This is a genomic window from Dolosicoccus paucivorans (assembly GCF_900100125.1).
Taxonomy (GTDB): Bacteria; Bacillota; Bacilli; order Lactobacillales; family Aerococcaceae; genus Dolosicoccus; species Dolosicoccus paucivorans.
On record NZ_FNEL01000011.1, the window covers coordinates 20,736 to 35,628 of the forward strand.

The 14,893-nt window shown below is 37.3% G+C and carries 18 protein-coding genes; 12 read left to right on the top strand and 6 right to left on the bottom strand.

The genetic code is table 11. The features are described 5' to 3' along the window. Positions 1–8 precede the first annotated feature (8 nt). From BLR79_RS02970 to BLR79_RS02995, 6 genes are all read left to right on the top strand, one after another. On the top strand, positions 9–683 hold the full coding sequence (locus BLR79_RS02970) for a phosphatase PAP2 family protein (RefSeq protein ID WP_092084708.1): 675 nt from the start codon (positions 9–11) through the stop codon (positions 681–683). A gap of 125 nt (positions 684–808) precedes the next feature. Continuing rightward, complete coding sequence (argS, locus tag BLR79_RS02975) at positions 809–2,497, top strand: arginine--tRNA ligase (RefSeq protein ID WP_092084710.1); 1,689 nt, start codon at positions 809–811, stop codon at positions 2,495–2,497. A gap of 52 nt (positions 2,498–2,549) precedes the next feature. Further along, a complete protein-coding gene (locus BLR79_RS02980; RefSeq protein WP_092084712.1) occupies positions 2,550–3,227 on the top strand; it encodes a hypothetical protein in 678 nt (225 codons plus the stop codon). Positions 3,228–3,255: 28 nt separating this feature from the next. Continuing rightward, positions 3,256–3,843 carry a YutD family protein gene (locus BLR79_RS02985; RefSeq protein WP_092084714.1) on the top strand — a complete coding sequence of 196 codons (588 nt, stop codon included), beginning with the start codon at positions 3,256–3,258 and terminating at the stop codon, positions 3,841–3,843. Positions 3,844–3,864: 21 nt separating this feature from the next. Continuing rightward, positions 3,865–4,629, top strand: coding sequence for an HAD-IIA family hydrolase (locus BLR79_RS02990; RefSeq protein WP_092084716.1), 765 nt, complete (start codon positions 3,865–3,867; stop codon positions 4,627–4,629). Positions 4,630–4,633: 4 nt separating this feature from the next. Beyond that, complete coding sequence (locus BLR79_RS02995) at positions 4,634–5,257, top strand: TIGR01906 family membrane protein (RefSeq protein WP_092084718.1); 624 nt, start codon at positions 4,634–4,636, stop codon at positions 5,255–5,257. 40 nt (positions 5,258–5,297) lie between these two features. On the opposite strand, the gene BLR79_RS03000 is transcribed toward BLR79_RS02995, so the two are convergent. Genes BLR79_RS03000 through BLR79_RS03010 form a run of 3 tightly spaced genes read right to left on the bottom strand, consistent with a single transcriptional unit; the run spans position 5,298 to position 7,381 of the window. After that, the gene (locus BLR79_RS03000) at positions 5,298–5,840 is read right to left on the bottom strand and encodes a phosphatidylglycerophosphatase A family protein (protein ID WP_092084719.1); all 543 of its coding nucleotides are present in this window, start codon (positions 5,838–5,840) and stop codon (positions 5,298–5,300) included. A gap of 22 nt (positions 5,841–5,862) precedes the next feature. Continuing rightward, positions 5,863–6,852: an NAD(P)/FAD-dependent oxidoreductase gene (locus BLR79_RS03005; protein ID WP_092084721.1), complete on the bottom strand. Its 990-nt coding sequence runs from the start codon at positions 6,850–6,852 to the stop codon at positions 5,863–5,865. Between the two features lie 16 nt (positions 6,853–6,868). Then, complete coding sequence (locus BLR79_RS03010) at positions 6,869–7,381, bottom strand: divergent PAP2 family protein (protein ID WP_092084723.1); 513 nt, start codon at positions 7,379–7,381, stop codon at positions 6,869–6,871. Between the two features lie 174 nt (positions 7,382–7,555). Between BLR79_RS03010 and BLR79_RS03015 the strand changes: the two genes are divergently transcribed. From BLR79_RS03015 to BLR79_RS03025, 3 genes are read left to right on the top strand one after another with little or no spacing between them, the layout of a single operon-like run. Further along, positions 7,556–8,152, top strand: coding sequence for a peptidylprolyl isomerase (locus BLR79_RS03015; protein ID WP_092084725.1), 597 nt, complete (start codon positions 7,556–7,558; stop codon positions 8,150–8,152). A gap of 18 nt (positions 8,153–8,170) precedes the next feature. Beyond that, entirely contained in the window at positions 8,171–8,575 is a 405-nt protein-coding gene (locus BLR79_RS03020; RefSeq protein ID WP_308409738.1) for a CvfD/Ygs/GSP13 family RNA-binding post-transcriptional regulator, read from the top strand. A gap of 12 nt (positions 8,576–8,587) precedes the next feature. Further along, a complete protein-coding gene (locus tag BLR79_RS03025; protein WP_092084729.1) occupies positions 8,588–9,931 on the top strand; it encodes a glucose-6-phosphate isomerase in 1,344 nt (447 codons plus the stop codon). An 18-nt stretch (positions 9,932–9,949) separates the two neighbouring features. Here BLR79_RS03025 and BLR79_RS03030 read toward each other — a convergent pair whose 3' ends face one another. Continuing rightward, the gene (locus tag BLR79_RS03030; protein ID WP_092084731.1) at positions 9,950–10,717 is read right to left on the bottom strand and encodes a helix-turn-helix transcriptional regulator; all 768 of its coding nucleotides are present in this window, start codon (positions 10,715–10,717) and stop codon (positions 9,950–9,952) included. A 129-nt stretch (positions 10,718–10,846) separates the two neighbouring features. On the opposite strand from BLR79_RS03030, the gene BLR79_RS03035 reads away from it, so the two are divergent. Next, on the top strand, positions 10,847–12,208 hold the full coding sequence (locus tag BLR79_RS03035) for an aldehyde dehydrogenase family protein (protein WP_159427576.1): 1,362 nt from the start codon (positions 10,847–10,849) through the stop codon (positions 12,206–12,208). A 65-nt stretch (positions 12,209–12,273) separates the two neighbouring features. On the opposite strand, the gene BLR79_RS03040 is transcribed toward BLR79_RS03035, so the two are convergent. Together BLR79_RS03040 and BLR79_RS09175 are read right to left on the bottom strand one after the other, a co-directional pair. Further along, a complete protein-coding gene (locus BLR79_RS03040) occupies positions 12,274–12,591 on the bottom strand; it encodes a TM2 domain-containing protein (protein ID WP_092084735.1) in 318 nt (105 codons plus the stop codon). A 78-nt stretch (positions 12,592–12,669) separates the two neighbouring features. Further along, positions 12,670–13,425, bottom strand: a complete 756-nt coding sequence (locus BLR79_RS09175) for a thermonuclease family protein (protein ID WP_092084741.1) — start codon at positions 13,423–13,425, stop codon at positions 12,670–12,672. A gap of 185 nt (positions 13,426–13,610) precedes the next feature. Between BLR79_RS09175 and BLR79_RS03050 the strand changes: the two genes are divergently transcribed. Then, entirely contained in the window at positions 13,611–14,519 is a 909-nt protein-coding gene (locus BLR79_RS03050) for a LysR family transcriptional regulator (RefSeq protein ID WP_159427577.1), read from the top strand. A gap of 125 nt (positions 14,520–14,644) precedes the next feature. Then, positions 14,645–14,893 (top strand): helix-turn-helix domain-containing protein (locus BLR79_RS03055; RefSeq protein WP_143338767.1); only part of this gene is annotated, 249 nt, incomplete at its 3' end.

Consider the following 14,893-nt stretch of genomic DNA (forward strand, 5'->3'; position numbering starts at 1 on the left):
AGCGGTTTATGTATATAACAAGACGAACACTTTTATTATGGACGAGTCTTTTATTAGGACTCTTTTTACTTTTGACTTATGGTGTCTTAACTGATGCTCATTGGCTTCAAGCAATGGATCATTTTGGTCAAGTATCACTAAGAACGCAAGTGACGGCAAATAAAACAACCGTTTTAGCTTTTGTCACTGATGTTTTAGGCATTTATCTTCCTGCACTATTTACTTTAAGTATGGTAGCTCTCTTTATAAAAAAGAAGCAATTTAAATCGATGACTTGGTTTATTTCTAGTATTGCTTTAAGCACTCTAGTTATCCCGACCCTTTTAAAAGGAGCAGTTGATCGACCAAGACCGACCCCGCGTTTAGTCATTGAAACAACTAGTAGTTTTCCGAGTGGCCATTCGACTTCAGCTTCTTTTTTCTATTGGTTTATTTTGTTTATTATTTTAAGCTGGGGTGTGATTAAATTACCAAAAGTAGTCATGGGTCTTATAGCTTTTATGGTTATATTATTTGTTATGTGGACGCGAATTTATTTAAACGTTCACTATTTATCGGATGTCAGTGCTGGATTTGTTTTAGGTTTAATGGAAGCTTTGATTTTTTGGTACATCGGTCAACAAATGTTTCCCGGGCTCATTAGCCGACAAAAGTTAGTAGACGATTATGTGGATGTTTGCTAAAATGGAGAAGAACTAGATTTTATTATCAGACTATTTAATCAACGATTTACTCGTCTACACACTTGCCTCTAGTTAGCTAGAGGCTTATTTTTTGTGAAGTAGGCAATAATTGAAGGAGGAGTAAGATGAATCAAACATCGATTGTCGTAGAGGCATTATATCCTTTACTATTAGATCATTTATCAAAAGAAGATATTAACCAACTTATTGAAGTCCCTCAACACTCCACTCATGGAGATTTAGCTTTTCCCGTTTTTACGTTAGCCCGGGTATTAAGAAAAGCTCCCCCTCTCATCGCTCAAGAACTTGTCGAAGAAATGGACACTCAATCCTTTGACAAAGTAGAAGTGGTCGGTCCATATATTAACTTCTTTTTAAAACGCGAGTTAGTAAGTGATGATGTTTTAACCAATGTTTTGACGGAAGAAAATTACGGAAGTCGCGACTTAGGTCACGGCAAAAATGTCGTTATTGACATGTCTAGCCCTAATATTGCTAAGCCGATGTCTATGGGGCACTTACGTTCAACGGTGATTGGAAATGCCATCGCAAACATTCTAAAAAAAGAAAATTATACACCGATTCGCATCAACCACTTAGGCGACTGGGGAACTCAGTTTGGTAAATTGATTGTTGCTTACCGTAAATGGGGTGACGAAGAGAAAGTTCGTCAAAATCCCATCGCGGAACTAGTTAAACTATATGTTAAGTTCCACGAAGAAGAAGAAAAAGATCCGACATTAACCGATGAAGGGCGCGCAGCCTTTTTAGCTTTAGAAAATCAAGAACAAGACGTAGTCGAGCTATGGCAATGGTTTAAAGAAGATTCTTTAAATGAATTCCAATCGGTTTATGACATGTTAGACATTCAATTTGATTCTTATAACGGTGAAGCGTTCTATAATGATAAGATGGATCCAATTGTTGATGAATTAGAAGAAAAAGGCATTACAAAAGTGGACAACAGAGCAACTATTGTTGACTTAGAACATTTAGATATGCCACCGGCTTTAATTAAAAAGTCCGACGGAGCAAGTCTTTATACAACAAGAGATCTAGCTGCTGCTAATTATCGTTATGACAACTATCAATTTGATAAAGCTTTATATGTTGTAGGTAACGAGCAGTCCATGCACTTTAAACAACTTAAAGAAGTGCTTCGCTTAATGGACCGCGATTGGGCGGATGACATCATCCACGTCCCATTTGGGTTGATTACGATGGGTGGTAAAAAGTTATCCACTCGTAAAGGTAAAGTGGTTCTTTTAGTGGATGTATTAAATGAAGCAATTAAATTGGCGCTAGAACAAATTGAAGAAAAGAACCCAACTCTTGAAAATAAAGAAGCGGTGGCGCATGATGTTGGGGTCGGAGCGGTTATTTTCCACGATTTAAAAAATGATCGTTTAACTGGATTTGATTTAAACTTAGAAGAAATCGTCCAATTTGAAGGAGAAACAGGACCTTATATTCAATACGCTCATGCTAGAGCTCATTCCCTTTTAAAACGTTACGGAAAATCTGTTGATACAAAAGATACTTTAACGTTAAATGATGACGACAGTTGGGCCGTTGTTAAGTTACTGGCTGATTACCCACGAATTATCGAACGAGCTGCAACCCAATATGAACCTTCTGTGGTCGCAAAATACTTAATTCATTTAGCTCAAAGCTTTAATAAGTACTATGCTCATTCACGTATTTTACAAGACGACGAAGGCATTAATAGCCGAATCGCTTTAGTTGAAAGCGTCGCCTCAGTTTTAGCAGATGGATTGAACTTATTAGGCATTAAAGCACCAAAAGAAATGTAGAACACTAAAGTACTGACCTTTGGGTCAGTACTTTTTTTAATAGGAGAACGGGATGAAACGACTCACATTTTATTTAAAAATCATCATCATACTATTGACATTAGGGTTAATAGGATCTAATCCTGACTTGTTATTTGAGACGCTTCCTTTTAAAACCTCTACATCTAATACACTAAAACTACCTCAAAGCCCAGTAGACCAATTATTAGCTCATTCTTTACCAGAAAAAGAGTTGGCAGAACAAGTGGCCCAATCTTTAAATGACCATTGGTCGATGGATGAATTGAACCAGTTATTTTTAGAAGAATTAAATGGGTTAAGGCAACAAGATGGCTTGTCTTTAATTGAAGTCGATCTATCTTTAAAAGAAGGTGGGTGGAAGTACGTTCAAGATTTAATTGATTACAAGTATTTAGAAAGTACCACTCCTGAGGGGTTAGATTTTAGAGCGTATTTTCCGAATATTGAAGAAGCGCCGTACCGTTTGAGTAGTTATTTATATGAGCTATATATTCCTCTAAGAGATATTCGTTTATCCACTTGGCAAACTCATCCAGAGGTGTTGATACACTTTTTACTGGATCAATGGCAAGCCCACATTTATCCTGATGTGAAGGGACAATACTTTGCCATTCAAACAAAAGAAGAATGGAACGAGCAACATGAAGAATATTATATTCGAATGGTTGGCGTTTTGATTACAGATACGAGTCATGTACAATATGACTAACGAAGAAAAATAAAGGAGAGACTTTCAGATGAGTCAAGATCACTCAACATTATCCGATCAAATTGGCGATATTTTAACTGATATTGCCACTGAATCGAGTCAAACCTCTTCAACGACTTATGAAACTTATCAAGGAACACAACTCGATGATAATTTATATAGCATTGAATCGAACGATTACGCCTTAGTATTAAATTATAAGGATGCTTTTGATTTAGAAAGCTTTTTGAATCGTTATGTTCCTTATTTTGAAGGGTTTGATTATATAGTAGGTGACTGGGGATTTGATCAATTACGTTTAAAAGGTTTTTATGATTTAAACCGAAAAAAAGCCCCTCGCAATCAACGTATCGATTTTTTAGATGATTATTTAAAAGAATACTGCAATTTTGATTGTAAATATTTTGTCCTAGAAAAGGTTGAAAAAAAGCCTTTAACGCAAGTTCCTAAGTCGAATAAATCGCGTTACAATAAACCTAAAAAAAGATCGCGAACACCTAAAAAGAAAACAAAACCGTCAACTCGTCATCCGTTTAAAGTGAAAAAAGTATCTTCTAAAAAGATGACACCTCCAGTGGAGCGAGTCCGTAAAAAACGCAACATCATTTTACATTAAAACAAAAGGAGCACTAACCTCGTGAAAGACTATAAAGGATATATTATCGATTTAGACGGAACCATGTATAAAGGAGATACACGGATCCCGACGGCTGAAAAGTTTGTTCGTGATTTAATTGATCAAAAAGCGCCGTTTATTTTCCTAACGAACAACGCTACTAAAACCCCTGAAATGATCGCGCAACATTTAACTACTCTTGTGGGAGAACCTATCGGCGTTCACCAAGTGTATACGTCATCTTTAGCAGTGATTGATTATTTAAAAGCTCATCATGCAAAAGATAAAGTTTTTGTTATTGGAGAGCCAGCTTTTAAAGCACTAGTTGATGAAGCAGGCTTAGAGCGAGTTCAAACTAATCAAGCTGATGTTGTTATTCAAGGGTTAAATCGTCAAACAAATTATGAAGAATTAAAGTTGGCTGTTCAAGCGATTTTAAATGGAGCAGATTATTTAGTGACCAATGAAGATCGATTAATTCCTCAAGGAGATCAATTTATTCCAAGTTCTGGTGCAATTACTGCTTTTATTGAACACGCCACTAGTAGAAAAGGAAACATCTTTGGTAAGCCCCATCAACCCATTATGGACGGTGCGATGGCACAATTAGGCTTAAGTAAAGAAGATGTGCTTTTAATTGGTGATAACTATGAAACGGACATTCAAGCAGGCATTCGTTATGGGGTAGATACATTGATGCTTCTAACGGGAGTATCTACTCGCGATGACATTACCCAAGGAGAGCCTACTTATTTATTAGAAGATTTGTCTTATTGGGAGTTTTAAAAGGATGAAATCTTCCAGTATTTGGCAAGGGTTGTACATGATAATTGGTGTTGTGGAATGTTTTTTATTAAGTATAACCACAACTATTTTAATGGCTCCTTATTTTTATCATTTATGGCTTTTAACGCCTACTTTTACCCAGCTGACGGGTTTAAGTAAAGAAGCTGTTTATAATAATTTTTATGCGATGTGGTTATTTCTCGTTCATCCAGAAAAAAGAGAGTTTTATTTACCTAATTTACCGAGCTCCTCGGGAGCCATTCAACATTTCCATGAAGTTAAAGCTTGGTTTATGGTGTTATTTATAGCGACGATTTTAGGGTTAGTGATCTTTATCTTTTTACATCGCAAGATAAAAAAACAACCCTTTCAATCAGTTAAGTTAAATCAATGGTTTAACGGGGCGGTTATCTTACCTTTAACAATTTTGTTATTAGCAGTCGTTTCGTTTGATCAGTTATTTTTATGGATGCATGAAGTGTTGTTCAATAATGATTTATGGCTATTTGATCCTTATACCGATCCAATTATTGAACTACTACCACAAAGTTTTTTCTTTGGTTGTTTAGTCGTCATCGTCTTAATGTATGAAGTTTATTTATATGCAATGAAGAAAGTTACCCTATAAAGAAGACCTCCTACTCAATGAAGAGCGGGAGGTCTTTTGACTAAGCACCTTTTTTAGTATGTTCACCGATATTATCTGTTTTAGGACTGTCATGAGCCATTCGACTTGCGGCAGCTGCAGCGATCGCACCGACAATATCATCGATAAACGTATTACAACGTTCTGACTTTTCATCGTTTAATTCACCAATGATCCCTGGCTTTAATTTATCAACATAGCCAAAGTTTGTTAAACCAATGGAACCATACACATTCACGATAGATAGAGCTAAAATCTCATCAATTCCGTAAAGTCCTTCATCGCGCATAAGTAAATCACTTAGTAATGGAGAAAAAGAGCCTTCCTCAGCAGCGATATCTAATTCAATTCCTGTAATAATAGCATTTTGCACTTCACGTTTGAGTAATACTTTCTGGACGTTTTCGACGCACATCTCCATTGTTAAGTCGGAAATATAATGATACTGCAAATCATAAACAATTTTAGCAATGTCTTCAATCATCACTCCACGCTCATTTAATAAATCAACAGCGTGTTGATGTAGTAGACTGGATTTCAATAAGTTTTCTTTGTTTTTAGACATATTCTTTCTCCTTTAAGTCAAGTTAAAATAGGCTAGTACTATGAATATAAGGGGTGACGCCTTCAGGGTTAGCATAATTAATCGCTTCGTTAACCGCTAGAGGCGCTTCGCCAAATCCAGTGGCAATCAGTTTAGCTTTACCTGGGTATTGGGCAATGTCACCAATCGCAAAGATTCCTGGAATGGATGTTTCCATTAATGAATTGACTTCAATTGACTGCTGGGATAAGGACAGTCCCCAATTTCTTACCGGGCCTAAATGAGAAGAAAAGCCGTAATTAACAATTAAATGATCGACAGGAAGTTGAATAAATTCGTCCGTTCGAGCTTTATTCAGTTCTAAATGAGTTAAATGGGTCCCATCGCCGATCAGTTGACTTGGATTATAGGGGGTTAAAATTTCAACCGACGATTGTTGAAGTTGATGAACACTATGTTCTAAGGCTCTAAATTTTTGACGGCGGTGGACTAAATAAACTTTACTAGCGATCGGTTCAAGAGCTAGAGCCCAATCTACTGCCGAGTCGCCACCACCAGCAACTGCCACGACTTGATCTTTAAAAGAGTTTAAGTCCTTAACAAAGTAGTGTAAAGAGTGCCCTTCATAAGAAGAAGCGTTATCTAATTTGATGCGCCGCGGCGAAAAAGCGCCACTTCCAACAGCTAAAATGATAGACCGTGAATAGTGGATTTCTTTCGATGTTTCAAGTTTAAAAGTACCATCTTCTAAAGGATGAATCATCGTGACTTCTTCGCCTAAGCAAATGGTTGGATCAAATAAATTTAATTGTTCTGTTAGTAAACGACCTAATTCTTCACCAGTTACTTTAGGGTGAGCGGGAATATCATAAATATATTTTTCAGCGTATAAATGACTGGGCTGGCCGCCTAAATTCATTAAACTTTCAATGAGTTTAACTTTTGCTTGGCGTAGACCCGCATAAAATGTCGCAAAAAGTCCCACGGGACCTCCGCCAATAATAGTAATATCGTATATTTCTTGATCTGTCATAACGTCACCTTTCTAATTATTGATGAAATAAAATATGACCGACAAATGCGACGGCCATACCGACTAAAGCACCTACAAAAACTTCCGTTGGTTTATGACCTAAATATTTATTAATAATTCGAGATTCATAGTTGGAAAATCCCGGTTCAACGGGAACAGAAGTTTGAAGGGTTTGATGACTCTCTTTTTCAATCACTGGTTGCTTTTTTTGTTCTAAGTAATGGCGAGCTAAAACATCTAATACGAGTCCTTGCTCTCCACTTTGACGTCGAATCGCCATGGAATCAAACATGACGATAATACCAAAAACGGTCGCAATCGCAACAGAAGGAGAAGATAAACCGTATTGCAACGCGAGACTTACAATTAAACAACTCACTGCGGCCGAGTGTGAACTTGGCATGCCACCCGTTGCGGTAATAATTTGAATATCGACTTTATTGCGCCGATTTTTCAAATAGGCAATGGGGAATTTAATAAGTTGCGTAAAAATAATAGCGATTAGAGAATTTAAAAGAGGAACATTCATGGTGATAATCGCTCCTTTGTGTTTCAATCTATTAAATATTTTAACAAAAAAACCGCTTGATACCTAGTTATTCACCTAGGAATCAAGAAGATTGGTTAAAAGTAATGAAATTAGAAAATAAATGCGTTAAAATAGTAGTTGCGATTTAGAAAGTAACTTTAAGGAGTGGATTAAGTGTCGAAATTTTTACAATTAAATATCGATAAATTATCTAAAGATATTATTTTACATACAAATAAAGGAGATATTGCTTTAGCAGTTTTCGAAGAAGCAGCTCCTAAAACAGTCCATAACTTTGTTGAATTAGCTCGCCAAGGAAAATACGACGGCGTTATTTTCCACCGCGTGATTAAAGACTTTATGATTCAAGGCGGAGACCCAACGGGAACAGGAATGGGTGGCGAAAGTATTTATGGTGGCAACTTTGAAGATGAGTTTCATGAAGAGTTGTTTAACTTAAGAGGTGCTTTATCAATGGCTAACGCTGGTCCGAACACGAATGGAAGCCAGTTCTTCATTGTAACGGCTAAGCACGTACCATCTGATTTACTTCAACAAATGGAACAAGCAGACTATCCTCAAGAAATTATTGAAGCCTACGCAAATGAAGGTGGAACGCCTTGGCTAGACGGACGTCATACTGTTTTTGGACAAGTCGTTGAAGGCATGGATGTGGTTGAAGCAATTGAAAATGTTGCGACGCTATCAGATCATCCAGAAGAAGACGTCGTCATTGAAAGCATTACGATTAACGACGACTCAGTAGCTTAAGAAGGAGGTTAGGGAATATTGAAGAGTTCATTTAAGATTGGTGATATTGTTGAAGGCGAAGTAACGGGCATTCAACACTATGGTATTTTTGTCAAATTATCTGACAAAGAACAAGGACTCATCCATATTTCTGAATGTGATCATGGGTATATTACGCATCTAGACCAAATTGCTAAAGTGGGCGAACGCCTAAAAGTGCAAGTGATTGATATTGATGAATATACTCATAAGATCAGCTTATCCCTTCGAACGCTACATCCATTAAACGTTCCGCCATTTCCGGCGAAACTCAAACGAAAAAAATACCGCTCTTTACCAAAAATCGGCTTTTCTTCCATTCGAAAAATTATGCCTCATTGGATTAAAGAAGGGCTCCACTCTGTGGAAATTGACGAAGCAAATTTATTTAAAAAGAAAAAATAGGAGGTCCTTTGGATGAAAAAGGTAACATTTAACTACGAAAAAGCAAACAGCTTTTTTAACGATCACGAATTAGACTACTTAAAACCTTTTGTTGAAGTGGCTCATGAGATGATCCATAACAAAACAGGTCAAGGTAATGACTTTTTAGGTTGGGTCGATTTACCCGTAGACTACGATAAAGAAGAATATGAACGTATTCAAAAAGCAGCTAAAGAAATTCGCGAAAATAACGAAGTACTCGTTGTGATCGGAATTGGAGGCTCTTACTTAGGGGCACGTGCTGCCATTGAGTTTTTAGACCACAGTTTTGCAAGCTACTTAAATGGCCAAAAAGGTCAGCCAGCCGTTGTTTTTGCTGGTAACAACATTAGCTCAACTTACTTACATGACTTAATGGACTTTATCGGAGACCGTGATTTTGCGTTAAACGTTATTTCTAAATCCGGAACAACAACGGAACCAGCCATTGCTTTTAGACTATTAAAAGAAAAACTTATTCAAAAATATGGTGAAGAAAAAGCAGCTGAACGTATTTACGTGACTACAGACGCTAAGCGCGGAGCTTTAAAAGAAGAAGCAAACGCTCAAGGATACGAAACTTTTGTTATTCCAGATGACGTAGGTGGACGCTTTACTGTCTTAACCGCCGTTGGGTTACTTCCAATTGCTGCAGCGGGCTTTAATACGGATGAATTATTTAAAGGAGCTCAAGCAGCTTACGAAGAGTACAGTCAAAAAGAGTTAGAAAAGAATGCGGCTTACCAATATGCAGCTTTACGTAATATTTTATACCGTAAAGGGAAAACAATGGAACTATTAATTAGTTACGAACCAGCTTTAATTTCCTTTAACGAATGGTGGAAACAACTCTTTGGCGAGTCTGAAGGGAAAGACTTTAAAGGCATTTACCCATCAAGCGCAAGCTTTTCAATGGACCTTCACTCATTAGGTCAATATATTCAAGAAGGTCAACGTAACTTATTCGAAACAGTCATTAAAGTCGGCGAACCTCGTCATGACTTGGCTATTCCAGAAATGGAATCAGATTTAGACGGTTTAGGTTACTTAGAAGGTAAAACCGTGGACTTTGTTAATACAAAAGCTTTCGAAGGAACATTACTAGCCCATACGGATGGACAAGTACCAAACTTTATCGTTAATATTCCTACATTAGATGAATACAGTTTAGGTTACTTAATTTACTTCTTCGAAAAAGCTGTTGCGATGTCAGGTTACTTAAACGGGGTTAACCCATTTGACCAACCTGGAGTAGAAGCATACAAGAAAAATATGTTTGCTTTACTTGGCAAGCCAGGATTTGAAGAGTTAGCTAAAGAATTAAACGAACGTTTATAATTAAAGAATGAGAGCCTGTTATGCGACAGGCTCTTTTTTTAATGAGCTATTGGATTGACGATATTGAGCGGGAGTGACTTGGAACTCCTTTTTAAAAGTGCGACTAAAGTAAGCGGGTTCGGAAAACCCAACTTGATCACTAATGTCTGCGATGAGTTGATCGGAGCTAGTGAGGAGCTTTTGCGCTTTTTTTAAGCGATACTTAATTAAATAGTGACGAAAACTAACCCCCGTTGTCTTTTTGAATAGTCGGCTAATATAACTAGGGCTAAAGTTAAAATGGCTGGCGATATCTTCTAAAGTGATCTCAGACGGGTAGTGGAGATGGATGTACTGTAAAACATCATAAATAATTTGCTTACGTTGATCGGATATATCGATTAAATAAGGTTTATGAAGAAGGGATATTTCATTGGCTTTGATGATCGAACGATGAAAAGCTAACAGAAGTTCATCTTCATCCTGTAAAGGCAGTTGAATCACATCATTAATTTGATTTCTTAAAGCATAAATTAAATAATCTTTCGTCACAAAATGAGTGAGCAAAATAAACTGAACATTGGGGTGATGGCTAGTCCACCTTTGATGATAAGCTGCAAATTGTTCTAAAGATAAATAGGTCACGTCAAGAACGATGAGATCAATTTCTTCATTTTTCAATGTATCATTGACTTGGTTTAAATGAATAGAAGAAAGGCATTTAGTATTAAAAAAGTGTTGGTGGACAAAGGATTGAATTGTTTCGATCATGTCAGTTTGCAGATCAACTAATTGAATGTAACACATAATAAACCCTCTTTATGACTTTGTGAATGTGAATATTATTACGATATACATAAAAGTACAAAATGATAACAAAATAGTAATACCCTATGAATGCGCTTCCATTATACACTATGTATAGAAATAAATCATATGAAAAGAAAGGGAGCTATTCAAATGTTACTCGACAAAACAATTTCTGTAGATCAATTAATTCAATTAGCCGCCGATGCCCAAAAAGAATACCGTCAATTCGATCAAGGAGCCGTAGACCGGGTAGTTGAAGCGATGGCGACCGCTGCTACAGACCAAGCCGAACATCTTGCAACGTTAGCCCACGAAGAAACAGGTTTTGGAAACATTAAAGATAAAACAACGAAAAACTTGTTCGCCTCTCAAACGATTTATGAATATTTAAAAGATAAACCTTCCGTTGGAATTTATGAACGAGATGAAGCCAATAAAATTTACAAAGTAGCCCGGCCTATTGGCGTTATCGCCGCACTGATTCCAATGACTAATCCAACGTCCACTGTTATTTCTAAAGTACTGAATGCATTAAAGGCACGAAATAGTATTATTTTATCCCCTCACCCAAGGGCGGAAAAAGGTATCATTGAAACAGCGAAAATTTTAAATGAGGCTGCTGTTAAAGCCGGTGCGCCGGATGGACTGATTCAAGTACTAGTGTCACCTACTTTAGAAAAGACACAGGAACTTCTTCACCATGAAGGCATTGGCTTAAACTTAGCTACTGGTGGTACACCGATGGTAAAAGCAGCTTATGCTTCAGGTAACCCAACCATTGGAGTAGGTGGTGGGAATACGCCGATTATTATTGACGAAGGCGCTGACTTAGCTTTTGTTGCTAAGACCATTGTTGATTCAAAAACTTTTGACTATGGTGTGATTTGTTCATCGGATCAGCACATCATTACGCTTAAATCAATGGAAGATGAAGTTAAAGAAGCGCTAAAAGATGCTAAAGTATACTTCTTAACACCGGAAGAAGCACAAAAGATTGATGAATTAATTTTCTTAAAACCAGGAGTTAAAAATATTGATGTGGTCGGACAACCGGCCCATAAAATTGCGAAGATGGCCGGAATCGATACGCCTGAAGATACGACGTTACTTTTAGGGTATGCACCAGAAGATGTTAGCATTGAATCTTGCTTTACCCGGGAAGTGTTAGGTCCTGTTTTAGGATTCCATTTAGTAGACGATTTTGATGGGGCAGTCAACAAAGCTAACGACTTATTAGACCAAGAAGGTAAAGGACACACCTCGGTTCTATTTTCTAATAATCAAGATCATATTGAAAAATACGGTATCGAAGTCAACTGCTCTCGTAACTTAGTTAACACTCAAGGAGTTTTAGGTTCGATCGGAGCGATCACGAACTTACCGCCATCCTTAACATTAGGAGTAGGAACAGAAGGGGGCGGAAGTTTAACCCACAACGTTGCCTACGAAGATTATTTCAACACCGTCTACGTCGCTTTCGGTGAATAAAATTAATAGACTACCAAATGAAACAAGCTCTCTTACGGGAAGTAGGAGAGCTTGTTGCTTTAATCTTAAAATGTTTGGCTTGAAAGGACTTCTTTCGTGATGCGTTTTCGAATGTTGTTGGTGTTTTTGCGAAGCATGCCATTAATTAAAAACAAATCAATAAATACCCAGAGTCCTGTCGGAATGAACCAGGTAAACACACCAGTCAGTGTAGTAGTAAGTAATAAAATTAATCCACTAATTGGGCGGCCTAAATAAAAGCGGTGGGCGCCGATACCGCCGAGAACAAACCACAATAAATAAGCCGCTCCGGCACTTTTCTTTTCGTTTTGGACCCGTTGTTCTACATAAGCTTTTTCTTCTAGTGATAAATAGTCGCGCATTGTCTCCTCCATAATATGACTTAATTACATTGTTAATACATTAGCATAAACTTAAGTAACATAGAAAGAACACGAAAACTACTCGCAACCAATCCCGTCATTATCCCGGTCAAACTTAGGATCCCATCCAGGGTCTCCAGGGTAAATTGGAGCAGCACCTGCTGCACGAACTTCAGAACAGTTTTTATAGTAGACATTTGATTGGTTTTCGGTAGTCGTATCTGGCGTTGCCGCAAGGGGCGCAATTTGTTGGCCAGTTCGGGCTTCAGCTTTAGCGACAAAGTTAGGCTGACTTCCATCCCATACGCCTAATCCACTGCTGTGAGCGTAATCTTGGGAATCATAAATAGCATTTACATATTGACTATTAATATATCCATCGATATATCGCGCAATCGCTAATCCTTCGGTGACTAAAATTTCTTGAAGTAAAATACCGTCTACCCAGACATGAACTAAATCCCGTTGATAATGATCTTTTTCTTTTCCCTCATATTCAACTTCAATTACATCTGCATTATTAAACAGTTCAATGACCCGCTGCTTAGCTGTCTGTGCGTAAGGGTTAGGATCTTTTAACTCGGGAGTATCGATTAATAAAAATCGTGCCTTAATACTTGGTTCTTGAACTCGGTCTAAAATAAAGTCTGCCGTATCTCCATCGATCACGTTCCAATCGAGAACTGTAAATATTTTTTCTTCGTCTCTTGATGATTGAGCTAACGTAATATAACCTAAATTCTCGCTGTTTACCTCTGACTGCGCATTGAAAGTAGGGAGCAACAGAGTGCTCAAGAACATTCCGAGAATGAAACGCGTCATTTTTTTCTTCATCTAAATATCTCCTTATCTTTAAAATACTTTTCATTGATGAAAAGCTATGTGTACTATAGCGAAGGTTGATGAAGTTGTCTATATAATTTTTGCTAGCTAAGCAAAACATCTAATATCTTCAATTGTTAATCCTTACCTTTTATGACATAATAATGATTAAGATTACAGATAGGTGGTTGAATATAGTGGATACAGTGAAAGTGGAATCATTTTTAAAGATAGTAGAAGTAGGAAGTATTTCCAAAGCAGCAGAATTACTTTACGTAAGTCAGTCCACTTTATCCGGACGCTTGAGTAGTTTAGAAAAAGATTTAAATGTCATGCTCGTAAAAAGAGGCCAAGGAATTAAAGGCATTCAACTTACCCAAAAAGGTTTAGAGTTTTTAGAGTTGGCGATTAACTATTTACAACTTCAACGTAAAATAGAAGCATGGAGTCAACAAGAGGATTTAACTGAAGTAAGAGTAAGTATTCCTCATAGTTTAAATACTTACTTCTTAAATAGTTTCTACTATAAAATGGCCAATGAGAGAATTCTACCGTTAAACATTACCTCCCACTGGAACCATACGATCTATGAAAGACTGCATACTCACGAAATTGAAATGGCGATTGTTTCAAGGCCATATAATACAACGAATCTGCAAACCTATCAATTGTTCAGCGAACCTTTAGTGATTGTCTATCGCGAAGGGGTAGCGGATTATTCTACTATTAAGAACATCAAGCGACTACCGCGCCAACAACAAATTGAATTTGATTGGGGACCGGATTTTCATATTTGGGCGAATGAACATTGGCCGATGGAAGAATTACCAGCCATTACTGTCGACTCTGTTGATCTACTACTTCAATTATTGAACATGCCTCAATCATGGGCAGTTATTCCATTATGTATTTATCGTCAAATGAAGGATTCGATGCAATTGAAAAGGATTGATGTAGTTGATCCGATTTACCGCGCATTGTACGTTGTTCAACATAAAAGTAAAACAACAGACCAAGAATTATCACTGCAACTCTTTATTGATGAGTTGAAAAAAGAGCTAAAAGACAAGGAGTCTCAAGGTCTATGCGTAACCCATTTCGACTAAATAGATAATTTTCAAAAAATGTAAGGGTATCATACATATGTGACACAAAAACATAAAAAAAAGAGGAGCTTCTGGTACACTATATCTAGACAAAATAAAAACCATAGTGTGAAAGGAAGCTCCCCATGAAGTCAATTATAACAGAAGAAATGCGATATAGGCAAAAAGTTGTTGAGTATGCGGAAAAATATGATAATAACGCCAAAGCAGCCCGTCGTTATGGCACAAGCCGTCAAAACGTCCAACGTTGGCGCAAGCGTTACGATAAGACGTGGGATAGCTTACGTAACAAAAGTCGCCGTCCTCACAGTCATCCAAACCAACATACTCAAGAAGAACTTCAACTGATTCAGAAAAAATACCGTCGATTTAAG